General features: G+C 69.7%; 17 protein-coding genes and 1 tRNA gene. 8 read left to right on the top strand and 10 right to left on the bottom strand.

Annotated elements, in window-relative coordinates:
- The first annotated feature begins 173 nt into the window (after nucleotides 1-173).
- The 4 genes from ACZ5U5_RS06045 to ACZ5U5_RS06060 are packed head-to-tail and all read left to right on the top strand — an operon-like array spanning nucleotide 174 to nucleotide 4,539.
- Nucleotides 174-1,103, top strand: a complete 930-nt coding sequence (locus ACZ5U5_RS06045; protein WP_469017027.1) for a branched-chain amino acid ABC transporter permease — start codon at nucleotides 174-176, stop codon at nucleotides 1,101-1,103.
- A gap of 5 nt (nucleotides 1,104-1,108) precedes the next feature.
- Nucleotides 1,109-2,953, top strand: a complete 1,845-nt coding sequence (locus ACZ5U5_RS06050) for a branched-chain amino acid ABC transporter permease (protein ID WP_469017029.1) — start codon at nucleotides 1,109-1,111, stop codon at nucleotides 2,951-2,953.
- Between the two features lie 3 nt (nucleotides 2,954-2,956).
- The gene (locus ACZ5U5_RS06055) at nucleotides 2,957-3,823 is read left to right on the top strand and encodes an ABC transporter ATP-binding protein (RefSeq protein ID WP_469017031.1); all 867 of its coding nucleotides are present in this window, start codon (nucleotides 2,957-2,959) and stop codon (nucleotides 3,821-3,823) included.
- A complete protein-coding gene (locus ACZ5U5_RS06060; RefSeq protein ID WP_469017033.1) occupies nucleotides 3,823-4,539 on the top strand; it encodes an ABC transporter ATP-binding protein in 717 nt (238 codons plus the stop codon). Before ACZ5U5_RS06055 ends, ACZ5U5_RS06060 begins: the two co-directional genes overlap by 1 nt.
- A gap of 80 nt (nucleotides 4,540-4,619) precedes the next feature.
- Here the strand turns inward: ACZ5U5_RS06060 and ACZ5U5_RS06065 are convergent, their stop codons facing one another.
- Nucleotides 4,620-5,276, bottom strand: coding sequence for an ANTAR domain-containing response regulator (locus ACZ5U5_RS06065; protein WP_361826660.1), 657 nt, complete (start codon nucleotides 5,274-5,276; stop codon nucleotides 4,620-4,622).
- A 97-nt stretch (nucleotides 5,277-5,373) separates the two neighbouring features.
- Here ACZ5U5_RS06065 and ACZ5U5_RS06070 point away from each other — a divergent pair.
- Together ACZ5U5_RS06070 and ACZ5U5_RS06075 are read left to right on the top strand one after the other, a co-directional pair.
- A tRNA-Leu gene (locus tag ACZ5U5_RS06070) sits at nucleotides 5,374-5,456 on the top strand.
- A gap of 235 nt (nucleotides 5,457-5,691) precedes the next feature.
- Entirely contained in the window at nucleotides 5,692-7,599 is a 1,908-nt protein-coding gene (locus ACZ5U5_RS06075) for an alkyl/aryl-sulfatase (RefSeq protein WP_469017036.1), read from the top strand.
- Between the two features lie 65 nt (nucleotides 7,600-7,664).
- On the opposite strand, the gene pyk is transcribed toward ACZ5U5_RS06075, so the two are convergent.
- The gene (gene pyk, locus ACZ5U5_RS06080) at nucleotides 7,665-9,101 is read right to left on the bottom strand and encodes a pyruvate kinase (protein WP_469017038.1); all 1,437 of its coding nucleotides are present in this window, start codon (nucleotides 9,099-9,101) and stop codon (nucleotides 7,665-7,667) included.
- Between the two features lie 177 nt (nucleotides 9,102-9,278).
- Nucleotides 9,279-10,004, bottom strand: a complete 726-nt coding sequence (locus ACZ5U5_RS06085; protein WP_469017040.1) for an SIMPL domain-containing protein — start codon at nucleotides 10,002-10,004, stop codon at nucleotides 9,279-9,281.
- 172 nt (nucleotides 10,005-10,176) lie between these two features.
- Here ACZ5U5_RS06085 and ACZ5U5_RS06090 point away from each other — a divergent pair, with 172 nt between their 5' ends.
- Entirely contained in the window at nucleotides 10,177-11,982 is a 1,806-nt protein-coding gene (locus tag ACZ5U5_RS06090) for a bifunctional metallophosphatase/5'-nucleotidase (protein WP_469017042.1), read from the top strand.
- Nucleotides 11,983-11,988: 6 nt separating this feature from the next.
- On the opposite strand, the gene ACZ5U5_RS06095 is transcribed toward ACZ5U5_RS06090, so the two are convergent.
- The 5 genes from ACZ5U5_RS06095 to ACZ5U5_RS06115 all read right to left on the bottom strand — a co-directional run bounded on the left by ACZ5U5_RS06095 (nucleotide 11,989) and on the right by ACZ5U5_RS06115 (nucleotide 18,990).
- Entirely contained in the window at nucleotides 11,989-13,431 is a 1,443-nt protein-coding gene (locus ACZ5U5_RS06095; RefSeq protein ID WP_469017045.1) for a lysine N(6)-hydroxylase/L-ornithine N(5)-oxygenase family protein, read from the bottom strand.
- Nucleotides 13,428-14,819: a pyridoxal phosphate-dependent decarboxylase family protein gene (locus ACZ5U5_RS06100; protein ID WP_469017048.1), complete on the bottom strand. Its 1,392-nt coding sequence runs from the start codon at nucleotides 14,817-14,819 to the stop codon at nucleotides 13,428-13,430. Before ACZ5U5_RS06100 ends, ACZ5U5_RS06095 begins: the two co-directional genes overlap by 4 nt.
- 350 nt (nucleotides 14,820-15,169) lie before the next feature.
- Nucleotides 15,170-17,677: an aminopeptidase N gene (pepN, locus tag ACZ5U5_RS06105; RefSeq protein ID WP_469017051.1), complete on the bottom strand. Its 2,508-nt coding sequence runs from the start codon at nucleotides 17,675-17,677 to the stop codon at nucleotides 15,170-15,172.
- Nucleotides 17,678-17,725: 48 nt separating this feature from the next.
- Complete coding sequence (locus ACZ5U5_RS06110; protein WP_469017054.1) at nucleotides 17,726-18,070, bottom strand: chorismate mutase; 345 nt, start codon at nucleotides 18,068-18,070, stop codon at nucleotides 17,726-17,728.
- Between the two features lie 11 nt (nucleotides 18,071-18,081).
- On the bottom strand, nucleotides 18,082-18,990 hold the full coding sequence (locus ACZ5U5_RS06115) for a helix-turn-helix domain-containing protein (protein WP_469017056.1): 909 nt from the start codon (nucleotides 18,988-18,990) through the stop codon (nucleotides 18,082-18,084).
- Between the two features lie 167 nt (nucleotides 18,991-19,157).
- Here ACZ5U5_RS06115 and ACZ5U5_RS06120 point away from each other — a divergent pair, with 167 nt between their 5' ends.
- Nucleotides 19,158-20,948 carry a glycoside hydrolase family 35 protein gene (locus ACZ5U5_RS06120; RefSeq protein ID WP_469017059.1) on the top strand — a complete coding sequence of 597 codons (1,791 nt, stop codon included), beginning with the start codon at nucleotides 19,158-19,160 and terminating at the stop codon, nucleotides 20,946-20,948.
- 57 nt (nucleotides 20,949-21,005) lie between these two features.
- On the opposite strand, the gene ACZ5U5_RS06125 is transcribed toward ACZ5U5_RS06120, so the two are convergent.
- Both ACZ5U5_RS06125 and ACZ5U5_RS06130 read right to left on the bottom strand, forming a co-directional pair.
- The gene (locus tag ACZ5U5_RS06125) at nucleotides 21,006-24,086 is read right to left on the bottom strand and encodes an endo-alpha-N-acetylgalactosaminidase family protein (RefSeq protein WP_469017061.1); all 3,081 of its coding nucleotides are present in this window, start codon (nucleotides 24,084-24,086) and stop codon (nucleotides 21,006-21,008) included.
- A 404-nt stretch (nucleotides 24,087-24,490) separates the two neighbouring features.
- Nucleotides 24,491-25,288 (bottom strand): S1 family peptidase, encoded by a 798-nt coding sequence (locus ACZ5U5_RS06130; protein ID WP_469017063.1) that lies wholly within the window; start codon nucleotides 25,286-25,288, stop codon nucleotides 24,491-24,493.
- Between the last annotated feature and the right edge of the window lie 169 nt (nucleotides 25,289-25,457).

A 25,457-nucleotide genomic window follows, 5' to 3' on the forward strand; every position in this document is an offset into this window, starting at 1 on the left:
GGTCCAGTCCCTTCCCCAGACGCCCCCCCCCTACGACGAACCCCCCTACGGGGGGCTCCCCCCCCCCCCCCCCCCCCCCCGGCGTCGCATCCGTCACCTAAGCCGTCCGGCCGGCGAGGCCCACCGCCACCGCCCGCCAGCCGAACGACACCGAAAGACTCGGAGGACCTGCGGTGCACGAACTGCCGCAACAGCTGGTCAACGGCCTGCTACTTGGATCCATGTACGGCCTGATCGCCATCGGCTACACAATGGTCTACGGCATCGTCCAGCTCATCAACTTCGCCCACGGCGAGATCTTCATGGTCGGCGGGTTCGGCGCCCTCACCGTCTGGCTGTGGCTGCCCGGCGGCACCAGCATGTGGCTCGCTTTGCCGCTCATGCTCATAGGCGCCGTCATCGTCTCCACCCTCATAGCGGTCGGAGCCGAACGCTTCGCCTACCGCCCGTTGCGCGGCGCACCCCGCCTCGCACCACTCATCACCGCCATCGGCCTCTCGCTCGCGCTGCAGCAGGCCGTCTGGGCCTGGTACCCGAACGCGAAGTCGTCCCGCACCTTCCCCGAGATGCCCGGTGACTCCATCCACCTGGGCTCCGTCACCATCCAGCCAGGCGACGTCTTCCTGCTGATCACCGCCCCGATCTGCATGTTCGCCCTCGGCTACTTCGTGATGAAGACCCGCGTCGGCCGCGGCATGCAGGCCACCGCGCAGGACCCCGACACCGCCAAGCTCATGGGTGTCAACACCGACCGCGTCATCGTCGTGGCCTTCGCGATCGGCGCCGCCTTCGCCGGCATCGCCGCCGTCGCCTACGGCTTCCGCTACGGAGAAGTCCAGTTCCGCATGGGCTTCCTCTGGGGCCTCAAGGCCTTCACCGCCGCCGTGCTCGGCGGCATCGGCAACATCTACGGCGCGATGATCGGCGGCCTCGTCCTCGGCATCGCCGAAGCCATGGCCACCGCCTACATGAACGACATCCCCGGCATGAGCCAACTCGGCGGGCAGTCCTGGGCCGACGTCTGGGCCTTCGTACTCCTCATCGTCGTACTCCTCGTCAGGCCACAAGGTCTCCTTGGCGAGCGCGTCGCGGACAGGGCGTGAGAACCATGACCACACAGACCACTGCGGCCGACGCGCCAAGCCCCAAGCAGGACCACACCACCACCGGCCTCATCGCCATCCCCGAGGGCCCCGCCCGCGCACTGGCCACCGGCGGCGGCATCCTCACCGTCATCTCCACGTTCATGGCATGGACCTGGACCGCGGCGTTCCCCGGCGACCTCACCGTCTACGGCTACCCCGGCGGCCTCCAGGTGCTCGTCCTGATCGCCGGAATCCTGACCACGCTCTTCGGCCTCGCCTCCTACGGCGTCAAGGGCGTACGCGCCCTGGCCCCCGGCGGCGCCGACGCCGCGCTGAAGTACGCGGCTCTCGCGGCCTTCGCCACCACCTGGTACACGATCATCTCGATCAGCTACCAGCTCGGCGGCCTCGCCAACCTGGACCCCGGCGGCTGGGTCGCCGCCATCGCCACCCTGGCCGCCTTCACCGGCGCCCTCGCCCTGCCCTTCGTACGGCCGCACACCTACGCGATCGACCCGGAGGACAGCGCCGGCGAGCAGTTCAAGCACCGCCTGCGCAACGGGATGACCATCTTCAAGGGCGCCTTCGCCGCCCAGGCCCCACCCACGCCGCGCAAGCTCCCCAGCTACGTCGAGATCCTGATCATCGTCGCCGCGCTCTCCGTGGGCCTCCTGGTCTTCACCTACGGCATCGGCACCGAGTACGACGAGCTCTTCATCGGCTTCCTGATCACCGTGGCGTTCAGCTTCGCCGCGCTGTCCAAGGCGGGGCTCGTCGCCCACGTCTCCACCTACACCGCCCGGCACCGCAACATCACGCTGATCGGTGCCTTCATCGCCGCGGCGGCCTTCCCCTTCACCCAGAGCGACGACCAGTACGCCACCATCGGCGTCTACATCCTCATCTTCGCCACCGTCGCGCTCGGCCTGAACATCGTCGTCGGCCTCGCGGGCCTCCTCGACCTCGGATACGTCGCCTTCCTCGGCGTCGGCGCCTACGCGGCATCCATGGTCTCCGGCTCGCCCTCGTCACCCTTCGACGTCCATCTGCCGTTCTGGGGCGCGATCCTGGTCGGCGCGGGCGCATCACTCGTCTTCGGCGTGATCATCGGCGCCCCGACCCTGCGGCTGCGCGGCGACTACCTCGCCATCGTCACCCTCGGCTTCGGTGAGATCTTCCGGCTCGTCGCGATGAACTCCGACGGCACCTCGGGCCCGGACATCACCAACGGCTCGAACGGCATCTCCTCCATCCCGAACCTGAAGATCCTCGGCTTCGACCTGGGCATCGAGCACTCCATCCTCGGTGTCACCATCGGCCGCTTCGCGAACTACTTCTTCCTGATGCTGCTCATCACCCTCGTCGTCGTGCTGGTCTTCCGGCGCAGCGGCGACTCCCGCATCGGGCGCGCCTGGGTCGCCATCCGCGAGGACGAGACCGCGGCGCTCGCCATGGGCATCAACGGCTTCCGCGTGAAGCTCATCGCCTTCGCGCTCGGCGCCACGCTCGCCGGACTCGCGGGCACGGTGCAGGCACACGTCACCTACACCGTGACGCCCGAGCAGTACCAGTTCGCCAACACGGTCCCGCCCAACTCGGCGTTCCTGCTCGCCGCGGTCGTCCTCGGCGGCATGGGCACCATCAGCGGACCCCTCGTCGGCGCGGCGCTGCTCTACCTCATCCCGAGCAAGCTCTCGTTCCTGGGCGACTACCAGCTCTTCGCCTTCGGCCTCGCGCTCGTGCTGCTCATGCGCTTCCGCCCCGAGGGCCTCATCCCCAACCGCCGCCGCCAGCTCGAGTTCCACGAGGCCGAACTGGCTCCCGGCGACACGCCGCCACCCACAGTCCTCAGCAAGACAGGGGCCTGAGCCATGACCACCGACACCACCACCAGCAAGGACAGCCCCGCCGCGACGCCGGCCGGGCAGACCGTCCTGGACGCCCGAGGCGTCACGATGCGGTTCGGCGGCCTCACAGCCGTGCGCTCCGTCGACCTCACCGTCAACAGCGGCGAGATCGTCGGCCTCATCGGACCCAACGGCGCCGGCAAGACCACCTTCTTCAACTGCCTCACCGGCCTCTACATCCCCACCGAGGGCGAAGTCCGGTACAAGGACAAGGTCCTGCCCAGCAAATCCTTCAAGGTCACCGCGGCCGGCGTGGCCCGCACCTTCCAGAACATCCGTCTGTTCGCAAACATGACCGTCCTGGAGAACGTCCTCGTCGGCCGCCACACACGGACCAAGGAAGGCCTCTGGTCGGCCCTCCTGCGCGGCCCCGGCTTCCACAAGGCGGAAGCCAAGTCCAGGGAGCGCGCCCTGGAACTCCTGGAGTTCGTCGGCCTCGCCGACAAGGCGGAACACCTGTCCCGCAACCTGCCCTACGGCGAGCAGCGCAAGCTGGAGATCGCCCGCGCGCTGGCGAGCGAACCGGGCCTGCTCCTCCTGGACGAGCCGACCGCGGGCATGAACCCGCAGGAGACCCGCGCCACCGAGGAACTCGTCCTCGCCATCCGCGACATGGGCATCGCCGTCCTCGTCATCGAGCACGACATGCGCTTCATCTTCAACCTGTGCGACCGCGTGGCCGTACTCGTCCAGGGCGAGAAACTCGTCGAGGGCGACAGTGAGACCGTCCAGCAGGACGACCGCGTCATCGCCGCCTACCTGGGCGAGCCCTTCGAAGGAGCCCCCGGCAGCACGGAAGCCGACGCCACGGGCAACGAGGAGACCAGCTGATGACCGCACTGCTCGAAGTCGAGGACCTCAAGGTCGCCTACGGCAAGATCGAGGCCGTCAAGGGCATCTCCTTCAAGGTCGAGGCCGGCGAGGTCGTCACGCTGATCGGCACGAACGGCGCAGGCAAGACCACCACGCTGCGCACGCTGTCCGGACTGCTCAAGCCGGTCGGCGGCTCCATCAAATTCAACGGGAAAGCACTCCGGAAATACCGCGCCGACCAGATCGTCTCGCTCGGCCTCGCCCACTCTCCCGAGGGCCGGCACATCTTCCCGCGCATGACGATCGAGAACAATCTGCGGCTCGGTGCATATCTGCGCAGCGACAAGAGCGCCATCGAAAAGGACATCGCGCGCGCCTACGACCTCTTCCCCATTCTCGGGGAACGCAGAAAGCAGGCGGCGGGCACGCTCTCCGGCGGCGAACAGCAAATGCTCGCCATGGGACGCGCCCTGATGTCCCAGCCGAAACTGCTCATGCTCGACGAACCCTCCATGGGACTTTCGCCGATCATGATGCAGAAGATCATGGCGACCATCTCCGAGCTCAAGTCCCAGGGCACGACCATTCTCCTCGTCGAGCAGAATGCCCAGGCGGCGCTCTCGCTCGCCGACCACGGTCACGTCATGGAGGTCGGCAAGATCGTCCTCTCCGGATCGGGGAACGACCTGCTGCACGACGAGTCCGTGCGGAAGGCGTACCTGGGCGAGGACTGAGCGTCTTCGGCTACGTACGAGAAGGCCCGCACCCCGAATCCGGGGTGCGGGCCTTCTCGTACGCGTCGTACGGGCCGGGGCTACTGCCCCTTGGCGGCCTTCTTCTCGTCGGCGTCCTCGATGACGGCCTCCGCGACCTGCTGCATCGAAAGACGGCGATCCATCGACGTCTTCTGGATCCACCGGAAGGCGGCGGGCTCGGTCAAGCCATACTCGGTCTGCAGAATCGACTTCGCCCGGTCCACCAGCTTCCGCGTCTCAAGACGCAGGGTGAGGTCGGCGACCTCGCTCTCCAGCGTCTTCAGCTCCGCGAAGCGCGAGACGGCCATCTCGATGGCCGGCACCACGTCGGTCTTGCTGAAGGGCTTCACGAGGTACGCCATCGCGCCGGCGTCCCTGGCCCGCTCGACCAGGTCACGCTGCGAGAACGCGGTCAGCATGAGCACCGGGGCAATGCTTTCCTCGGCGATCTTCTCGGCCGCCGAGATGCCGTCCATGACGGGCATCTTCACGTCAAGGATCACCAGGTCCGGCTTGTGCTCGCGGGCCAGCTCGACGGCTTTCTCCCCGTCACCGGCCTCGCCGACGACGGTGTAGCCCTCCTCCTCGAGCATCTCCTTGAGGTCGAGCCGGATGAGAGCCTCGTCCTCGGCGATGACGACACGGGTCGTCAGCGGAGGCACGTGCGACTTGTCGTCGTCATCGGCTACGGGCTGGGGCGACTCGGGGGAAGTCACGGGGGCTCCTTGTTGCGGGCCGGGCAGGTACTGCTGCCTCGCCAGCCTACCTAGCTGCAGCGTCCGGCGGTGACCCGGTATAGTTCCGGCAGTGCCTGCCGGGTTGGTGGAACGGTATACACGGAGGTCTCAAACACCTCTGCCTGAAAGGGCTTGCGGGTTCGAATCCCGCACCCGGCACATCGCAGGAAAAAGCGGGTGCCCACGATTGCGTGGGCACCCGCTTTTTTGCCGCGCGCCCCCGGGGCTTCATCACGGACAGTAGCCGTACGGGCGCGCGACCGACCCTCGCACCCACCCCGCGCCGCCCGCGCAATAGGACGCGTCACTCCCCTCCGCCGCCCTCCCTGGGAGCTGACCCAAATCCCCCGGAAACCCTTGCCCCGTCCCGGGAACCGCTGCGATCTTCGGCCGCATGACTCCTCCCCTGAACCGGCGTACCTTCGTCGTCGCCGCCGCGGGTGCCGCTGCGGCGGCCGTGGCCATGAATCCGCAGACCGCCTCCGCCGTCGATCGCGAGGGCAGCAGCAAGGGCGGGGACGACTTCGCCGATGCCGACAAGGGGTTCATCGCCGCCCTCACCCCGGGGGTCGTGAAGAATGCCAAGGGGCAGGTCGTCTGGGATGGCGACGCGTATGGCTTCCTTGAGAAGGACGCGCCCAAGACCGCGCACAAGAGTCTGTGGCGGCAGTCGCAGCTCGTGTCGAAGCAGGGGCTCTACAAGGTCACGGACCGTGTCTATCAGGTGCGTGGGCTTGATCTGTCGAACATGACGATCATCGAGGGTGACGCCGGAATCGTCGTCATCGATCCGCTGATCTCGGCGGAGACCGCCGCCGCCGCGCTCAAGCTGTATCGCGCGCACCGCGGTGAGAAGAAGGTCACCGGGCTGATTTACACCCATCCGCACGTCGATCATTTCGGCGGTTGTCGTGGTGTGCTGCCGGACGGGGGCGGTGATGTGCCGATCCTCGCTCCCGACGGTTTCATGGAGCATGCCGTCTCGGAGAACGTCTACGCCGGGACCGCCATGCAGCGGCGCTCCGGGTACATGTACGGCGCGCTGCTTCCCAAGTCGCCTGCGGGGCAGATCGGTTGTGGGCTCGGGCAGACCGTGTCCCTGGGGTCGATCGGGTTGATTCCGCCTACCAAGGACATCACCGAGACCGGTCAGGTGGAGACCGTGGACGGGGTGCGGTTCGAGTTTCAGATGACGCCCGGGACCGAGGCCCCTGCCGAGATGAACTTCGTGCTGCCCGACCTGCGTGCCGTCTGCATGGCGGAGAACGCGACGCACACGATGCACAACATCATCACGTTGCGCGGCGCGCAGGTGCGGGACGCCCGGCAGTGGGCGCACTATCTGAATGAGTCTGTCGTGCTCTTCGAGGGGCGGGTGGATGTCGCCTTCGCCTCGCATCACTGGCCCACGTGGGGTGGCGACACGATCGTGGAGCTGCTTGAGCAGCAGCGGGATCTGTACGCGTACATGCATGATCAGACGCTGCGGATGATCAATGCGGGGATGACGGGGCGGGAGATCGCCGAGGAGATCGAGCTGCCGCCCGCGCTCGCCGGCGTGTGGGCGAACCGGGGGTACTACGGGTCGCTCAGCCATAACGTGAAGGGCATCTATCAGCGCTACATGGGGTGGTTCGACGGCAACCCGGCGCACCTGTGGGAGCATCCGCCCGTCGAGGAGGCCAAGCGGTACGTGAAGGCCATGGGGGGCCGTACGGCGACCGTCGCGAAGGCCAGGTCGTTCGCGAAGAGCGGTGATCTGCGGTTCGCTGTGACGCTGCTCAATCATGTCGTGTTCGCGGACCCCCACCACAAGACCGCCAAGTCCGAACTCGCCAAGCTTTACGTCAAGTTGGGGCAGGCCTCGGAGAACGCCGTGTGGCGGAACTTCTATCTGACGGGTGCGCAGGAGCTGCGTGAGGGCGTACGGGACTCCCCCACGACTGTGGCCAGCGCGGACATGCTGATGGCGCTCTCCGTGGATCAGTTGATTGATTCGGTGGCGATCCGGGTGAACGGCCCGAAGGCGTGGGATCTGAAGCTGCGGATGGACTGGAGTCTTCCGGCGCTGGGCAAGGTGTGGCATCTGACCTTGCGGCACGGGGTGTTGACCTATCGAAGCGACACGAAGAAGGACCCGGAGGCGGGCGTCACGCTGACGATGACCAAGCCTCAGTTGCTCGCGATGCTGGGCGGCAAGGGGCTCGGTGACATCAAGGTCGAGGGCGACGCGTCGCTTCTCACCGACCTGCTCGGCGTGGTGGAGAAGCCGGACCCGAAGTTCGCCGTCGTGACCCCATAGGCGCGCGGCACGAGCGAGGGGCCGATCCCCCCGGATCGGCCCCTCGTCCCACGTACGCGGTCCGCCTACTTGGGGCTGTCGTCCTCGCCGATGTGGTGGATGCGTACGAGGTTGGTGGAGCCGGCGACTCCGGGCGGGGAGCCCGCGGTGATGACGACGACGTCGCCCTTCTCGCAGCGCCCGTACTTCAGGAGCAGTTCGTCGACCTGGTTGACCATGGCGTCGGTGGACTCGACGTGCGGGCCGAGGAAGGTCTCGACGCCCCAGGTGAGGTTCAGTTGCGAGCGCGTGGCCCGGTCCGGGGTGAAGGCGAGCAGCGGGATGGGCGAGCGGTAGCGCGAGAGGCGGCGGACCGTGTCCCCGGACTGCGTGAAGGCGACGAGGAACTTGGCGCCGAGGAAGTCGCCCATCTCGGCGGCGGCGCGGGCCACGGCGCCGCCCTGGGTGCGGGGCTTGTTCCGCTCGGTCAGCGGCGGGAGGCCCTTGGCGAGGATGTCCTCCTCGGCGGCCTCGACGATGCGGCTCATCGTGCGGACCGTCTCGATGGGGTACTTGCCGACGCTGGTCTCGCCGGAGAGCATCACCGCGTCCGTGCCGTCGATGACGGCGTTGGCGACGTCCGAGGCTTCCGCGCGCGTGGGGCGGGAGTTGTCGATCATCGAGTCGAGCATCTGGGTGGCGACGATGACCGGCTTGGCGTTCCGCTTGGCGAGCTTGATGGCGCGCTTCTGGACGATCGGGACCTGTTCGAGGGGCATCTCGACGCCGAGGTCTCCGCGGGCGACCATGATCGCGTCGAAGGCGGCGACGATGTCGTCGATGTTCTCGACGGCCTGCGGCTTCTCCACCTTGGCGATGACGGGGAGGCGGCGGCCTTCCTCGTCCATGATGCGGTGCACGTCCTCGATGTCGCGGCCGCTGCGGACGAAGGACAGGGCGATGACGTCGAACCCGGAACGCAGGGCCCAGCGCAGGTCGGCCTCGTCCTTGTCGGAGAGGGCGGGGACGGAGACGGCGACGCCGGGGAGGTTGAGGCCCTTGTGGTCGGAGACCATGCCGCCCTCGACGACGGTGGTGGTGACGCGGGGCCCGTCGACCGCGGTGACCTCCAGGGTCACTTTGCCGTCGTCGACGAGGATGCGCTCACCGGGGGTGACGTCCTCGGCGAGGCCGTCGTAGGTCGTGCCGCAGGTCTGGCGGTCGCCCTCGACGCCCTCCTCGACGGTGATGGTGAACTCGTCGCCCCGTTCAAGGAGTACAGGTCCTTCGCTGAAGCGGCCGAGGCGGATCTTCGGGCCTTGAAGGTCGGCGAGGACGCCGACGCTGCGGCCCGTCTCGTCGGATGCCTTCCGTACGCGCTGATAGCGCTCCTCGTGCTCGGCGTACGTGCCGTGGCTGAGGTTGAAGCGGGCCACGTCCATTCCGGCTTCGACCAGTGCCTTGATCTGGTCGTACGAGTCGGTGGCGGGGCCCAGGGTGCAGACGATTTTCGCTCGGCGCATGCTTCGAGCCTAGGGCTTACCGGCCGGTAGAGAATTGGCTGGGCATGACTACTCAACAACCTTTGCGTGAAAGGTTATTGACAAGTGTTGAATTGTGCGGGGCGCTGCTCTGATGAGCGATTTACCAGGCGCCCCGCGACGTAAAGCCACTCCGTGGCTACACGTGGCTATACGTGACTACAGCCGCGGAGGTGTCATCGTGAAGCGCGCGTTGACCTGTGCGTAGACGTGTTGCCGCTGGGGTTCGAGGTCGAGAGGGGCCGCTTCCTGGACCATGTCGGCGGCGCCTCCGTAGGCGACGGTGCGCATGGCGGGCGTCGGGCCGCCGTAGCCGAACGGCTGGGCGTTCTCGGCGCCGATGTCGGCGAGCTCGACGAGGGCGGCGAGCGAGGTGCCCAGCGCGTCCGCGTACTCCCTGCCGCGCTGCACCGCTTCCCTGACCGCGTGCTGGCGGGCGTCGCGATGGGTGGGCGAGTCCGGGCGCAGGGCCCAGTACGGACCGTCGACGTGGGTCAGTTCGAGGTCGGCGAGGCGGGTGGTGAGCTCGCCGAGCGCGGTGAAGTCGCTGAGTTCCGCGGTGATGTGCACCCGGCCGTGGTAGGCGCGGACGCGCTCGCCGCGGCCGTGCTTGGTCAGTTCGGGGCTGATGGAGAAGGCGCCGGTCTCCAGGGTCTCGACGGAGTCGCCGTAGGTCTTCACGAGGTCGATGACGCCTGCGTTGCGGCGCGTCAGGTCGTTCAGGGCCTCGCGCCGGTCGGTGCCGCGCGCGCTGACGGTGATGCCGATGCGGGCGATCTCGGGGTCGACTTCGAGGTGTGCCTCGCCCTTCACGGCCAGGCGCGGGGCGCCGGGGGTGCCGTAGGGGGCCGGAGTGGGGGTGGTCCCGGGGGTGGTCTCGTCCATGCGGCCACTCTCGCACTGGGGGGCGGCAGCGGACAGGGAAAGGACACGGCACCGGACAGTCATCGGATCGAAACCTGCGGGGTCTGTTGCCGGTGGTGTGGTCGGGGTCAGAATCTACGCGCGTTATCTACGCGCGTTACACCGATGGCCATGGGTCCAAGGAGAGTACGAAATGCCGCTGAACCGCCGGAAGTTCCTGGGCAGGTCCGCCGCCGCCACTGGGGTGGCGCTCGCGGGCGGGATGGCCGCCGCCCCCTCCGCGTCGGCGCAGGCGCCCGGGAAGCCCGTCAAGCGGAAGAAGCGCTATTCGTTCACCGTGATGGGCACGACGGACCTGCACGGCAATGTCTTCAACTGGGACTACTTCACGGACAAGGAATTCGACGACAAGGACCACAATGACGTGGGCCTGGCGAAGATCTCCACCCTCGTGAACGAGATCCGGGAGGAGAGAGGGCGCCGCAACACGCTCCTCATCGACGCGGGCGACACCATTCAGGGCACGCAGCTCTCGTACTACTACGCCAAGATCGACCCGATCACGGCCAAGCACGGCCCTGTCCACCCGATGGCGCAGGCGATGAACAGCATCGGCTACGACGCCGCGGCGCTCGGAAACCACGAGTTCAATTACGGCATTCCCGTGCTGCGGAAGTTCGAGGAGCAGTGCGACTTCCCGCTGCTCGGCGCCAACGCCCTCGACGCGAAGACGCAGAAGCCCGCTTTCCCGCCGTACTTCATGAGGAGCCTGCGCACCCCGCACGGTCGTGACGTGAAGGTGGCGGTCCTCGGCCTGACCAACCCCGGCATCGCGATCTGGGACAAGGCGAACGTGCAGGGCAAGATGACGTTCCCGGGTCTGGAGGAGCAGGCGGCGAAGTGGGTGCCGAAGCTGCGTTCCATGGGCGCCGATGTCGTGATCGTCTCGGCGCACTCCGGCTCCAGCGGCACCTCCTCCTACGGGGACCAGCTCCCGCACATCGAGAACGCGGCCGGTCTGGTGGCCGAGCAGGTGCCCGGCATCGACGCGATCCTGGTCGGGCACGCGCACACGGAGATCGCCGAGTACTTCGTCGAGAACAAGGAGACCGGCAAGAAGGTCGTCCTGTCCGAGCCGTTGAAGTGGGGCCAGCGCCTCACCCTCTTCGACTTCGACCTGGTGTGGGCCAAGGGCCGCTGGACGGTGGAGAAGGTCGGCGCGCAGGTCCTCAACTCCAATACGGCGGCGGAGGACAGGAAGATTACCCGGTTGCTCGCCGACGAGCACAAGAAGGTCGTCGCGTACGTCAACCAGGTCATCGGTACGTCGACGCAGGCGATGAGCACGGCCGAAGGCCCGTACAAGGATGTCGCGATCATCGACCTGATCAGCCATGTCCAGGCGGAGACGGTCAAGGAGGCCCTCAAGGGCGGTCAGTACGCGGCGCTTCCCGTGCTCTCGCAGGCCTCGTGCTTCTCGCGTACGGCGGGCATCCCGGCGGGCGAGGTGACGATCAAGGACGCGGCGGGGCTCTACCCGTTCGAGAACACCCTGGAGGCGCGGCTCATCACGGGTGCCCAGCTCAAGGAGTACCTGGAGTACTCGGCGCGCTACTACGTCCAGACCGCGGCCGGCGCCCCGGTGGACCCGGCGAAGCTGACGAACGCGGACAACACCCCGGACTACAACTACGACGCGCTGTACGGCGTGACGTACGAGATCGACATCGCCAAGCCGGTGGGTTCCCGCATTGCGAAGCTGAGCTTCGAGGGCAAGGAGCTCGACCCGAAGGCCGAGTTCGTGCTCGCGGTCAACAACTACCGGGCCAGCGGCGGCGGCAACTTCCCGCACGTGGCCGGCGCCAAGCAGCTGTGGGCGAACTCCGACGAGATCCGCAACACGATCATCCAGTGGGTGCAGGCCAAGGGAACGGTCGACCCGGCCCAGTTCGCGTCGGTGGACTGGAAGCTGACCCGGGACGGCACTCCGGTGTTCTGACCCGCGTCAGTTCTTGAGGGGTACGAGGTTGCCGCGCTGCTCGCCGATCAGGCCGGTGGCGCGGCGGGCCTGGGTGTCCTGGAGGCCGAAGCTGGTGAACGCGGTGCGCTGCGGGAGCGGGTAAGGGGGCTCCCCCAGCAGGTTGTTGAGGATGGTGGCGCTGCGCCAGGCGGCGAGGCCCAGGTCGGGGGCTCCGACGCCGTGGGTGTGGCGTTCGGCGTTCTGTACGTAGACGTTGCTGCCGGTGCCGGTGACGGAGGGGTCGAGGACGAGGCGGTACTGCTCGTCGATGCGGGGGCGCTCGGCGGAGTCCCGGCGCATGTACGGGTCGAGGCCCGCGAGGAGCTGGTCCAAGGGGCGCTCGCGGTAGCCGGTGGCGAGCACGACCGCGTCCGTGGTGAGGCGGGAGCGGGTGCCCTGCTGGAGGTGTTCCAGGTGGAGTTCCACGCGGGTGGTGGCGACGCGGCCCGCGGTGCGCACGGAGACGCCCGGGGTGAGCACGGCGTCGGGCCAGCCGCCGTGCAGGGTGCGGCGGTAGAGCTCGTCGTGGATGGCGGCGATGGTGTCGGCGTCGATGCCCTTGTGGAGCTGCCACTGCTGGGGGACGAGTCCGTCGCGGACGGCTTCGGGCAGGGAGTGGAAGTAGCGGGTGTAGTCGGGGGTGAAGTGTTCCAGGCCGAGCTTGGAGTACTCCATGGGTGCGAAGGCCTCGGTGCGGGCGAGCCAGTGGATCTTCTCGGCGCCCGGCGTGCGGTGCTTGAGCAGGTCGAGGAAGACCTCCGCGCCGGACTGGCCCGAGCCGATGACGGTGATGTGGTCGGCGGCGAGCAGCCGGTCGCGGTGCAGGAGGTAGTCCGCGGAGTGGATCACGGGGACGGCGGGGGCGTCGGCCAGCGGCTTCAGGGGCTCGGGGATGTAGGGCGCGGTGCCGACGCCGACGGCGATGTTCTTCGTGTACGTCCGGCCGAGCGCCTCGGCCTCGCCGTCGGCGTCGAGTTGCGTGAAGTCGACCTCGAAGAGGTCCCGTTCGGCGTTCCAGCGCACCGCGTCGACCTGGTGCCCGAAGTGCAGTGCGGGGAGGTTCTCGCTGACCCAGCGGCAGTACGCGTCGTACTCGGCGCGCTGGATGTGGAACCGCTCGGCGAAGTAGAAGGGGAAGAGCCGCTCGCGGGTCTTCAGGTAGCTGAGGAAGGACCAGGGGCTGGCCGGGTCGGCGAGGGTCACCAGGTCAGCGAGGAACGGCACTTGGAGGCTGGCGCCGTCGATGAGGAGCCCCGGGTGCCAGTGGAATCCGGGCCGCTGTTCGTAGAAGGCGGCGTCGAGTCCTGCCAGGGGCTGGGCGAGGGCGGCGAGGGAGAGGTTGAAGGGGCCGATCCCGATGCCGACCAGGTCCCGGGGGTCCTCGGGGGTGGTGAGCGGCGGGGCGGGCTTGTCGTTCTGGCCGGTCATCGGGGGGTGGTTCCTTCCACGAGCTTCAGGAGCTCGGCGAGGTCGCCGGGCCGGGTGTGCGGGTTGAGCAGGGTGGCCTTGAGCCAGCGGCGTCCGTCGATGCGGGCCCGCCCGAGCACGGCCCGGCCCTGGCCGAGCAGTTCGCGCCGGACGTAGGCGATGTGGTCGTCGTCGGCGCCGACGGGCCGGAACAGGACCGTGCTGATGACGGGCCGGTCGTACAGCTCGAAGCCGGGGTGCGCGGCGACGAGTCCGGCGAACTCCTGCGCCTGAAGGCAGACTTGGTCGACGAGCGCGCCGATCCCCTCCCGCCCTAGGGCCTTGAGGGTGACGGCGAGTTTGAGGACGTCGGGCCGGCGCGTGGTGCGCAGGGAGCGGCCGAGGAGGTCGGGGTAGCCGGCTTCGGTGTCGTCGTCCGCGTTGAGGTAGTCGGCGTGGTGGCCGAGCGCCGCGAGATCCCGCGGGTCGCGGACCAGGAGCAGCCCGGCTGCGACGGGCTGCCAGCCGAGTTTGTGCAGGTCGAAGGTGATGCTGTCGGCGCGCTCCATGCCGTTCAGGAGTCCTCTTCGTACGTCGCTGAAGAGGAGCGGACCGCCGTACGCGGCGTCGATGTGCAGGCGGGCGCCGTGGGCGGCGCAGAGGCCGGCGATCTGGTCGAGGGGGTCGATGAGCCCCGCGTCGGTGGTGCCGGCGGTGGCAGCGACGAGGAACGAGTCCGGCGACCCGGTGAGCCCGGACAGCGCCTCGTCGAGGGCGGCCGGGTCGAGGACTCCGGCGGGCGCGGGGACGGTGACCGGTTCGGGCATGCCGAGGAGCCAGGCGGCGCGGGCGAGCGAGTGGTGGGCGTTCTCGCCGACGACCAGTTGGACGGGGCCGTGCGTGGCGGTGCGTTCGCGGGCCAGGAGCAGGGCGAGCTGGTTGGCTTCGGTGCCGCCGGTGGTGACGAGGGCGTCTCCCTCGCCGGTGCCGTACACCTCCGCGGTGAGGGCGCGGGTGACCAGGGCTTCGATTTCCGATGCGGCGGGGGCCTGGTCCCAGGAGTCCATCGAGGGGTTGAGCGCGGACGCGGCCAGGTCGGCGGCGACGGCCACCGCGAGCGGGGGGCAGTGCAGGTGTGCGGCGCAGAGGGCGTCCGCGGGGTCGGCGGCGCCTTCCGCCAGTGCGTGGACGAGGGTGCGCAGGGCTGCTTCCTCGCCCTCGCCCCGGGCGGGCAGGACCTCGCCCGCGGCCTCGCGCACCCTGGCCGCCACGGCGGTGGGGCCGCCCGCAGGGATAGGGCCCCCGCGGGCGGTCGCCCCGGTGCGCAGGGCGTCCAGGGCGGCGCTGAGCAACGGCCGCAGCGCGTCCGGACCTCGGGCTCCTCCGGCGAGGGGCGGCGGAGTGCTCATGGGCGACGTCCTTCGGGTGCGCGCGGGCGGGGCATCCAGCCTGTCCGCCGAGCGGACGGCACGCCCGAAGAGCTCAACGATCCGAACCCGAAAGTGGTACTGCCGCGGGGAGACAGCGTGTCGGCGCGGGCGGGGGTGCTAGGCGCTCCGAGCGGCGTGTGCGCTTTCGACTGCGGGTACGTCGTGGCTTGGCGCGCCGTTCCTCGCGCCCCCTTCCGGGCGCCAGCGCCGTCTCAGCCCCGCGGGTGCGTCGTGGCTTGTCGCGCCGTTCCCCGCGCCCCTGTCGGGGCACGGATGCTGCCTTAGCCCTGCAGGCGCGTAGTGGCTTGGCGCGCCGTTCCTCGCGCCCCCTATCCCTGCGCCCGTACCCGCAACGCCCTTGCCAGGTCGTCCAGTTGGTCGGTCAGCTTGCGGCGTAGGGCGGGGATGGGGGCGGCGTCTCGCAGGCATTCCTTGCCCAGGCGGAGTGTTTCGGCGTCCACCGAGGTGGCGGGGAAGGCCCAGCGGCCCGCTACGTCGGCGATGGCGGGGCCTCGGCGGGCCGCTACGGCGACCGCGTCCGTGAAGTAGCGGGGGATGTACTCCCGTACGAGATCCGCCTGTTCGGGCTGCCAGAAGCCCTGGGCAGTGGCGGTGAGGAGGTAGTTGGAGAGGTCGTCGGAGGCGAACATCGCCTCCCACGCGCGGCGCTTGGCCTCCGCGTCGGGCAGCGCGGCACGGCAGCGGGCCGCGCCCTCCTGCCCGGTGGCACTGGGGTCACGCTCCAGCTCGGCGGCGATCGCGGACTCGTCGGCGGCTCCGAGGACGGCGAGGCGGGTCAGGACGCGCCAGCGCAGCTCCGGGTCGAGTTCGGGGCCACCGGGGACGGTGCCCTCGGTGAGCCACTCCTGGAGCGGGTCGGGCCGCGAAGCCACGTCGATGAGGCCGCGCACGGCGGTGAGCCGCAGGCCCGCGTGCGAGCCGTCCTCGGTGCGCCGGATCAGGTCGCGGCACAGCTCGGTGAGGGTCGTGAGGGCGGCCGGTCGCAGCTCCGGGGGCAGGAAGCGGCCCGCGACGTGGGTGGTGGCGAAGGCGAGGACACCCTGGACGAGGGCGAGGTCGGTCTCGTCGGGCAGATGCGCGCGGGCCGTGTCCACGTAGGCCATGCCCTCGAGTTCGCCGTCGCGGACCATGTCGCGCAGGCTGTTCCACAGGACGGCCCGGGTGAGCGCGTCCGGGACGCGGGAGAGGCTGCGCAGGGCCGTCTCCATGGAGTTCTCGTCGAGGCGGATCTTGGCGTACGTGAGGTCCTGGTCGTTCGGGACGATCAGGGCGGGGCGCCCGCCGTCACGCGGCGCGGTGGCCCCGGTGTGCGGGACGTCCCGCTCGTACCGCTCGCGCAGCACCAGGCCCTGGGGGTCGGTGAGGTCGCGGTCGTACACGCCGACGGCGACGCGGTGGGGGCGGCTGCCGTCGCGGTCGACGGAGAGGGTCCACTCGCGGGCGTCGTGCGTGACCGTGGAGGTGAGCGTGTCGACGCCGGTGGTGCGCAGCCAGGCGTCGGCCCAGCCGTGCACGTCGCGGTCGGTGTTGTGCGCGAGGGACTCGATGAAGTCGGCGAGGGTGGCGTTGGAGAACTTGTGCCGGGCGATGTGGGTGTTGATGCCGGCGAGGAAGTCCTTCTCGCCGAGCCAGGCGACGAGCTGGCGCAGGGCGGAGGCACCCTTGGCGTACGAGATGCCGTCGAAGTTGAGCATCGCGGACGCGGTGTCGGGCACGGCGTCCGGGTCGGGGGCGACGGGGTGCGTGGAGGGACGCTGGTCGGCGTCGTACCCCCAGGACTTGCGGGCGACGCCGAAGTCCGTCCAGGTGTTCGTGAAGCGGGTGGCCTCGGCGGTGGTCTGGAAGCCCATGTACTCGGCGAAGGACTCGTTCAGCCAGATGTCGTCCCACCACCGCAGGGTGACGAGGTCGCCGAACCACATGTGGGCCATCTCGTGGGCGATGACCATGGCGCGGGTCTGCCGCTCGGTCTCGGTGACGGCGGAGCGGTAGATGAACTCGTCGCGGAAGGTGACGAGTCCGGGGTTCTCCATCGCGCCCGCGTTGAACTCCGGGACGAACGCCTGGTCGTACGAGTCGAAGGGGTAGGGCTCCTCGAACTTCTCGTGGTAGCGGTCGTAGCACGCGCGCGTGACGTCGAGGATCTCGTCGGCGTCGGCGTCCAGGAAGGGCGCGAGCGAGCGGCGGCAGTGGATGCCGAAGGGCAGCCCGCGGTGCTCGGTGCGGACCGAGTGCCAGGGGCCCGCGGCGACCGCGACGAGGTACGTGGAGATCGGCGGGGTGGCCGCCGCGCGCCACGTCCCGTCGCCGAGGTGCTCGGTGACGCCGTTCGCGAGGACCGTCCAGCCTTCCGGTGCGGTGACCGTCAGCTCGAAGACGGACTTCAGGTCGGGCTGGTCGAAGGCGGCGAAGACCCGCTGCACGTCCTCCATGAACAGCTGCGTGTACGTGTACGTCTCGCCGTCCGTGGGGTCGGTGAAGCGGTGCATGCCCTCGCCCGTGTGCGAGTACCGCATGGCCGCGTCGACCCGCAGCTCGTGCTCGCCCGGGGTGAGGCCGGTGAGCGCAAGCCGGTTCTCGACGAGACCCTGCGGGTCGAGCGGCTGCCCGTCCAGGGTCACGGAGCGCAGCTCGGCGGGCTTCAGCTCGACGAAGGTGTCCACCGTGGCCTCGGGACCCCCGAGCGCCGTGAACCGGATGACCGTGCGGGAGTCGAAGGTGTCGGCTCCCCGGGTCAGGTCGAGCTCGACCGTGTACCGCTGGACGTCGATGAGCCGGGCTCGGGTCTGCGCTTCGTCGCGCGTCAGTACGGGCATGGGTCCATGCTGCCTGATGTCACCGACAAGCAGTCCCGGTGGTCCGCTTCACGACGACTTGGCGATGGTCTCGTGGTGGCGGATGACCTCGGCGATGATGAAGTTGAGCAGCTTCTCGGCGAACGCCGGGTCCAGCTTCGCGCTCTCCGCGAGCTCGCGGAGCCGGGCGATCTGCCGGGCCTCGCGGTCCGGGTCGGCGGGCGGAAGGTGGTGGTTGGCCTTCAGATGGCCGACCTGCTGGGTGCACTTGAAGCGCTCGGCGAGCATGTGGACGACGGCGGCGTCGATGTTGTCGATGCTGTCGCGCAGGCGGGACAGCTCGACGCGCACGGCTGCGTCCGTGGCGGACGCGGCGTCGGCGCTGTTCGCGTCACTTGTGTGGCTGGTGGTCATGGTCCACGAGCCTACGTTGCCGGTCCTTCGCCGCCGACGGCGGAAGAGCGCAGGATCGGCGGGTGGTCCGGGTCGGGGATCTGCTGCGACCAGCCCCCGGGGACCGCACGTCCCTGCTGCTCGCGGAAGCGCACGGGTGCCGTGCCCACGCGGCGCGTGAAGAGCCGCGAGAAATAGGCGGGGTCGTCGTAGCCGACGCGGCGCGCGACGGCCGCGACCGGCAGTTCCGTGGCCGCGAGGAGTTCCTTGGCACGCCCCAGACGGATGCCGAGGAGGTAGTCCTTGGGGCTGCAGCCCGCGCCCCTGCGCACCGCCGTGCGCAGTTCCGCGGGTGTCATGCCGTGCCGCGCCGCGTGCCCCGCGACGGAGAGTGGCTGGAAGGCGTCGCGGGCCAGCGCCTGGAGGACCGGGTCGCCGTCGGGGGCGATGTCGGCGCGGGCCCTGCGCAGCGCGACGAGCAGTTCGTGGACGGCGGCGCCCGTCTCGACCTCCAGGAGCGGATTGCCGCGCCGTGCCGCGCGCGCGATGCGCCCGACGGCGGCGCGCGCCCCGGTGGCGTCGGAGAGCGGCACCACGGGCCGGTCGGGTTCGATGTATCCGAGTTCGGTGTACGTCGTCGTGGCGGGCCCGGTGAAGTCGACGAAGCACTCGTCCCAGCCGGTCTCCGGGTCGGGCCCGTAGTGGTGGCGCACCCCGGGGGTGAGCCAGATCAGCGCGGGCGCCGTCACCGTCGTACGCCTGCCGTCGGGGTTGTGGAACCAGCCGCCGCCCGCGCTGATGACGACGGCGACGTGGTGGTCGAGGGTGCGCGGGCCCACGGTCGGCAGGAGGCCGTGCTGCAGGCCGACGCCGAGGCAGGCGAGGCCGAGGCGGTGGTGGGCCGGGCTCGGCGTGAAATACCGCATCCACGTGTGGTACATCCGCTGATGCCCCCTTCATCCGGTTCGGTCCGGCTTCGTACGGCTTCATTCGGGCCGTGGCCCGCTCGCTGCGTCCAACCCGCCTAGATCTTTGTCCATGGACCCTGCCGCCCGCCAGAGGTGATCGTGGCGGAGGGGCATGTCAGTGAGAGGGACACAGGGAGAAGATGAACGGCTTCAGGGTGGGCGAGGACGACTTCGAACTGGACGGGCGTCCCGTACGGCTGCTCTCCGGGGCGCTGCACTACTTCCGGGTGCACGAGGCGCAGTGGGGCCACCGCCTCGCGATGCTGCGCGCCATGGGGCTCAACTGCGTGGAGACGTACGTCCCGTGGAACCTGCACGAGCCGCACCCCGGGGAGTTCAGTGACGTCGGGGCGCTCGGCCGCTTCCTGGACGCCGCCCGGGACGCGGGCCTGTGGGCGATCGTCCGGCCCGGTCCGTACATCTGCGCCGAGTGGGAGAACGGCGGCCTTCCGCACTGGCTGACGGGCGCCGTGGGTTCCCGCGCGCGGACCCGCGACGCGGAGTATCTGGGGCACGTGGACCGGTGGTTCGGGCGCCTCATGACGCAGGTCGTCCCGCGGCAGCACGACCGGGGCGGTCCCGTGATCATGGTGCAGGTGGAGAACGAGTACGGCAGTTACGGCTCGGATCAGGTCTACCTCCGCCATCTCGCCGACCTGCTGCGGGCCGAGGGCGTGACCGTACCCCTGTTCACCTCGGACGGCCCCGAGGACCACATGCTGACCGGCGGGTCCGTCCCCGGTGTCCTGGCGACGGCCAACTTCGGCTCGCAGGCCCGCGCGGGCTTCGAGACGCTGCGCGGGCACCGCCCGAAGGGGCCGTTGATGTGCATGGAGTTCTGGTGCGGCTGGTTCGACCACTGGGGCGCGGAGCATGTCGTGCGGGACGCTGCCGACGCCGCGGACGCGCTGCGGGAGATCCTGGAGTGCGGGGCCTCGGTCAACCTCTACATGGCGCACGGCGGCACGAACTTCGCCGGGTGGGCGGGGGCGAACCGGGGCGGCGGCGCTCTGCACGACGGCGTCCTGGAGCCGGACGTCACCTCGTACGACTATGACGCGCCCATCGACGAGTTCGGGCGCCCCACGGAGAAGTTCTGGCTCTTCCGCGAGGTGCTTGCCCCGTATGTGGAGGGGCCGCTGCCGGAGCCGCCCGCGCCGCTTCCCTCGCTCGGGGAGCGCGCTTCGGTCGGCCTGCCGGAGTGGGCGCCGCTGTCGGCCGTCATGGACGCGCTCGGCGGACCGTCCGCGGAATACGCCGTACCGCCCACCTTCGAAGAGCTGGACGTGGACCGCGGCCTGGTCCAGTACACGCTGACCGTGCCGGGCCCGCGGCAGCCGTACCCGTTGAGCGTGCGGGGGCTGCGGGACCTGGCCGTGGTGTACGTGGACGGGGCGCGGGCCGGGGTCCTGACCGAGGAGGAACCGGCGCTGCCCGAGCCTGTCGCGGGGCACGCGCGCGTGGAGCTGTGGGTGGAGTCCCTGGGGAGGGTCAACTACGGGCCGCGGACCGGCGAGGCGAAGGGCGTCACCGGCGGGGTGCTGCATGAGCGGCAGTATCTGCACGGGGTGCGGGCCAGGGGGCTGCGGCTCGACGCGTTCTCCTCGGCGGAGGCCGTCAGGGGGGTGCCCGCCACCGGGGCCGAGGGTGGGCGCCCGGGGCTCTACCGGGGCTCGGCGGTCGTCCGTGGCGCCGGAGACGCGGTGCTGGAACTGCCGGGCTGGGCACGGGGGTTCGTATGGGTGAACGGCTTCAATCTGGGCCGGTACTGGGCAGTGGGGCCGCAGCTCTCGCTGTACGTCCCCGGAGCGGTGCTCCGGGAGGGGGAGAACGAGGTGTGGGTGCTTGAGCTGGAGGGAGCGCCGGACGCCGGGGACCTCTCCGCCTCCCTCTCCCTCTCCCCCGTGCCGCTCGCGCCCGAGCGTTCCTGAACCCGTGACCGCCGGAGAGGCTGCGAGCAGCCTCTCCGGCTTCTCCGGGCCCCCGCCTCAGATCTCGCGCACCTCCAAGGCGTCCAGCGCGAACTCGGCGGTCCCGTCGTCCCCGCTCTTGCGCAGCCCGACCCACGCCTCGCCCTTGGCGGGAGCCGTGAACTCGTAGCTCAGGACGGTGGGTCCGGTCGCGACGGGCAGCTCCTTGCGGTCGAGCTCACGGGCCGCGGGTTCGTCGACGGCGGTGATCCACGCGTACTGCCCCGCCTTCTCGTTCTCGTACCGGAACGAGACGCGGTAGCGCTTGCCCGCCTCGAAGCGGACGGTGTGCGGGACTGTGCGGTAGACGAGCCCGGCGTTCTCGCCGCGTGACTTGAGGGACTGCGAGCCGTCGATGACGTCATCGATGACCTTGCCGTTCCAGCCGCGCTGCGTGTAGGGGGCGTGCCGTTGCGCGATGTGCGTGCGCGGGTCGGTGACCTTCCCGGCGTCGCCCTTCACGAACGGCCCCCAGCCCTGCGGCACGTGCTCGAAGTCCTCGGAGACGAGCCTGCCCTCTCCGGGGGTGCCGCCTCGCGTGGCGGAGACGATCCGTACGTTGTCGAAGCGCACGCGCGCGTGGCCCGCGTCTGCCCGCAGCGTCAGCTCGGCGGGGCCGCCGCCCTCGGGGACGGTGAAGGGCACGGACATCCGCTGGAAGCGGGTGCCGTGCTTGCGGTCGGCCGCCACGTAGTTGCCCGCCGTGGAGGTCCGCGTCCAGTTGGCGGCGGTGACACCGTCGGCGGTGCGCACCTCCAGGACGGCCTTGCGCTCGTCGCCCGCCGCCTCCCCGACCTCGACCTGCACGGAGGCGACGTACGCGCCCGCCTTCAGGCGGCGCAGCCGCTGGCCGACGGCTGCCTTGCCGCCCGCGCCGATGACGAGTTCGTGGTCACCGAGCTTGCTGAGCTCCACGGAGGCGGGCCCGGAGACCTTCCACCCCCGCAGGGAACCGGAGTTGAAGCCGGGGTCGTGCAGAGGGGTGGCCTGCCCCCAGCCGGGGTCGGGCAGCGCGGCGGCGCGCCGGCGGTAGAGGACGTAGGGCTGCTTGGCCTTGGCGTCGAGGGTGACCTTGCCGCCGCGCACCGGAACATCGGCGACGAAGACCCGCCCCTGGTCGGTGAGCCGGTAGAGCGCGACCTTCGAGAGCCCGGACCATCCACGGGGCAGCCGCCAACTCCCCTTACCACCCGCGGGGTTGTAGTGGTAGAGCTTGCCGGGGTCGGTGGCCTTGCGGGGCTCCCAGGGCAGCAGATAGCTGCCCCCGTCGTAGACGACACGGCCGTCGGTCACGATCCGACGGGTGCCGTCCGTGTCGGAGACCGTCGTCTTGCTCTCCCCGAAGAAACTGATCTCGTGCTCGCCCCAGGACTTGATGGGATACGCCTGGAGATACTTGGCGGGCAGCGAATCCGTCCAGATCAGATCGTAGAAGTAGGACCAGTCGGTCTTCCCGACCCACCCCTCGAAATTGCCCATGCGGGCAATGCCCAGAAGGGTCGGCCATTTGTCGGCGAACACGTCCTTCTGGTGGTTACGGATAAAGCGGATGAGCCGCGAATTGATGCCTCGGGAGGTGTCGGGTCCGTAATCCGGTTCCGTCGCCCAGTGCGACCAGACGGACGAGCGCTCGAAGCCGTGTCCCCATTCGCTGGTGACGATCCAGCTCTGCTCGCGCAGGGCCCGCTGCAGCCGGTCGGACGTCCAACCGGATTCGCGGAACACGTCGATGTAGAGGGCGTTGAGCCCGCCGTCGGCCTCGTCCCGCAGGTCGGCGAACCGCTTGACGATGTCGCCGGAGACCAGGTCCCTGCGCTGGTCGATGCGGTAGCTCTGATCCAGCCAGTCCCACTGCTCGTTCGCCTTGTCGACGAGCTTCTCGGAGAAGGCGTTAGCGACGGGATAGGACTCCGTGGCATTCACGTGCACACTGAAGTCGCTGTTCCACTTCTTGCCTTCCCTGACCAGGGTGTTGAGGTCGTCGAGGCCGCCCGCACGCATGTTGTAGTTGCCCGCGTAATCGGGATGCGCGGAGTCGTGCCCCTCGGACTGGTAGCCCTTGAGGAGCGTGTACTGGCGCAGCCCGTCCGTCGCCAGATGGATCCGCTTGACGTTGTCGAGCGTCGTCAGGAACGGATTCGTCGCCTGCGAGGCGAAGTTGAACGGAATGTGCGGGACGACGCGCAGATGCTGCTCGTCCGCGCCGAGCGGCTTCACCATGATGTCGCGGAACGCGATGGCGGCGTCCTGCCAGTCGACCTTGCCGTCGCCGTTGCGGTCGCCGGTGATGACGACGGTGGCGTACGGCAGGGGCTCGGTGTCGCCGACGGCGGCGGTGGCCGCGCGGTGTGTCCACTGGCCGGGGGTCAGCCGGGCCTCCACGTACCCGCTCTTCCTGACGGTCTCCCGCCAGAGGCGGCCGTTGTCCCAGGTCGTCCCGGCCTCGGAGGTGGGCTTGTCGTAGACGGTGTTGGTCTCGACGGCGCCGCCCAGCGTGTCGTGCGCGACGACGGCGTACGCGCATCCGGTGGCCGCTTCGGCGGCGGTGCCCGAGGAAAGTTTGACCTCGGTGTCCCCGCTCTTGGCCTTGTCGAGCTGGACCTTGGCGGCCATGAGGGTGGCGCCCGGCTGATCGCTGCGTACGGAGAGGAGGGCGAGCCCGGGGATGCGCAGCGTGCCCACGCGCAGCGCGTCGGTGTCGTCGATCTCCGTCACCCGCCACCGCACCTGGCGCCCCTCGACGACGATCTCGACGGACAGGGTGGTCCCGCCGCCGAGCGTGAGGACGTACTCGGCCCGGTTGCCACCGTCGTCGGTGAAGGTCACCTTCGGGGTGTGCGTCACGTCGTCCACCAGGAGCGTGGTGACGGCTTCCGGCTGCGCGTGCAGGACCGCCTTGGAGGCGCGGTCCGTGTACGAGACGACGCGGGGGAAGTCGGTGGCGACGCGTACCTCCAGGTCGGCGGAGCGAAGGACGGCTTCGCCCGGCGCGGCGGTCGCGGTGCCCCCGAGGCCGATGGCGGCGCTCACCCCGGCCAGCGCGCCCGTGGCGACTACGGCTCTGCGGCTCGGGCCGAACGTGTCTGACGGCTGCTGCATGGCACCCCTCCGTGGGACGGATCTCGGTGCGGTCACCCTGCGCCGGAAGGGGCGTGCGGGCCCATGGACAAAGGGGAGCCAGGACTTGGACTAACGGGACCCCGCATCCGCCCCCGGACGAACAAGCCTTCCCGCCCACCCACCCGATTGCCCCGCAGCACCATCGACCAGCCATCGATCGGCCGCAGTCGGCGACGCTCGCGAGGGGACGTGCCGGTATGTCTGCCCGGAGCACGGCTCGCGGCACTCCGGAGCCGCAGCAGCCCACGGCCACCGGACGATAGCGAGGACGGACATACCGGCGCGGCCCCGCACCCAAACACGCACCAGCACCGAGCTCCGCCCAAGCGAACGCGGGGCCGAACCAGTAACCCGGTCAGGCCCCGCGCAGCGTCCAGCAACCCTCAGAGCTCCGACGCCGCCTTCTCTATGTCACCGGCGAACGTCGACACCTCGGTGTAGACGCCGGGGAACTTGGGCTGCGCACACCCGTTGCCCCAGCTGACGATGCCGACCTGGATGTACTCACCGGCCTCGTCCTTGCGGAACATGGGGCCGCCGGAGTCACCCTGGCAGGTGTCCACGCCGCCCTCCGCCAGCTTGCCGGCGCAGAGCTCCTCACCGGGCGTGAGGTCGGCCCCGTACGCGGCCTCGCAGTCCGCGTCGCTCACGAAGGGGACCTTCGCCTTGAGGAGGTGACGCTGCTGCTCGCCACCCTCCTTGTCGGCACCCCAGCCGGCTATGTCGAACTCGCCCTCGTTGTACTTGGTGTCCTTGGCGATCTTCAGCGTGGGCTGGTCGATCGGCTTCTCCAGCTTGATGAGCGCCCAGTCCTTGCCCTTGCCGTCATAACCCGGCGCCTGCAGGACCTTCGTGGACTTCACCTTGATCGCGTCCGGGCTCTCCAGGTCCACGACACCGCCGGTGGCGGTGATGCTCGTGTTGTCACCGGAGCCGTCCACGCAGTGGGCGGCGGTCAGCACGACGTCCTGGGCGTACAGCGCGCCGCCGCAGCCCATCGACAGACGGACCATGAACGGGAATTCACCCTGCTCGGCGGGGGTACCGCCGACCACGCGCTCACCCGGGGTGGGGCCGGGGTGCGGGGCCGCGGAGGCGGCGAAGGGCTGGAGACTGACGGCGGCGAGGGCGATGGCACCGAGGGTGGCGGCTCTCTTGACTCCACGCAGCTTGGTGTTCAACAGGTGCTCCTTCGTGGGGGGTTCGTGGGGGGTTGCACGCGACGGCGAATGGCATGAGCCCGCCAAAGCGTTGGGTCGGATTATGGAGATCGGTGTCCGCATAGAGCAAGGGGCGGTTTTCGGCCAACGCCTTCCGCGTCACCTGGTTCCGCCGACGGGGACCCGCCTT

This window comes from Streptomyces sp. NPDC033177 (assembly GCF_055577715.1).

Coding starts and splice junctions, on each gene's coding strand:
- ACZ5U5_RS06100 (WP_469017048.1), bottom strand. CDS start 14,819: ATGAGCACTCCGCCGCCCCTCGCCGGAGGAGCCCGAGGTCCGGACGCG.
- ACZ5U5_RS06060 (WP_469017033.1), top strand. CDS start 3,823: ATGACCGCACTGCTCGAAGTCGAGGACCTCAAGGTCGCCTACGGCAAG.
- ACZ5U5_RS06075 (WP_469017036.1), top strand. CDS start 5,692: ATGACTCCTCCCCTGAACCGGCGTACCTTCGTCGTCGCCGCCGCGGGT.
- ACZ5U5_RS06110 (WP_469017054.1), bottom strand. CDS start 18,070: ATGACCACCAGCCACACAAGTGACGCGAACAGCGCCGACGCCGCGTCC.
- pyk (WP_469017038.1), bottom strand. CDS start 9,101: ATGCGCCGAGCGAAAATCGTCTGCACCCTGGGCCCCGCCACCGACTCG.
- ACZ5U5_RS06090 (WP_469017042.1), top strand. CDS start 10,177: ATGCCGCTGAACCGCCGGAAGTTCCTGGGCAGGTCCGCCGCCGCCACT.
- ACZ5U5_RS06115 (WP_469017056.1), bottom strand. CDS start 18,990: ATGTACCACACGTGGATGCGGTATTTCACGCCGAGCCCGGCCCACCAC.
- ACZ5U5_RS06055 (WP_469017031.1), top strand. CDS start 2,957: ATGACCACCGACACCACCACCAGCAAGGACAGCCCCGCCGCGACGCCG.
- pepN (WP_469017051.1), bottom strand. CDS start 17,677: ATGCCCGTACTGACGCGCGACGAAGCGCAGACCCGAGCCCGGCTCATC.
- ACZ5U5_RS06085 (WP_469017040.1), bottom strand. CDS start 10,004: ATGGACGAGACCACCCCCGGGACCACCCCCACTCCGGCCCCCTACGGC.
- ACZ5U5_RS06125 (WP_469017061.1), bottom strand. CDS start 24,086: ATGCAGCAGCCGTCAGACACGTTCGGCCCGAGCCGCAGAGCCGTAGTC.
- ACZ5U5_RS06095 (WP_469017045.1), bottom strand. CDS start 13,431: ATGACCGGCCAGAACGACAAGCCCGCCCCGCCGCTCACCACCCCCGAG.
- ACZ5U5_RS06050 (WP_469017029.1), top strand. CDS start 1,109: ATGACCACACAGACCACTGCGGCCGACGCGCCAAGCCCCAAGCAGGAC.
- ACZ5U5_RS06120 (WP_469017059.1), top strand. CDS start 19,158: ATGAACGGCTTCAGGGTGGGCGAGGACGACTTCGAACTGGACGGGCGT.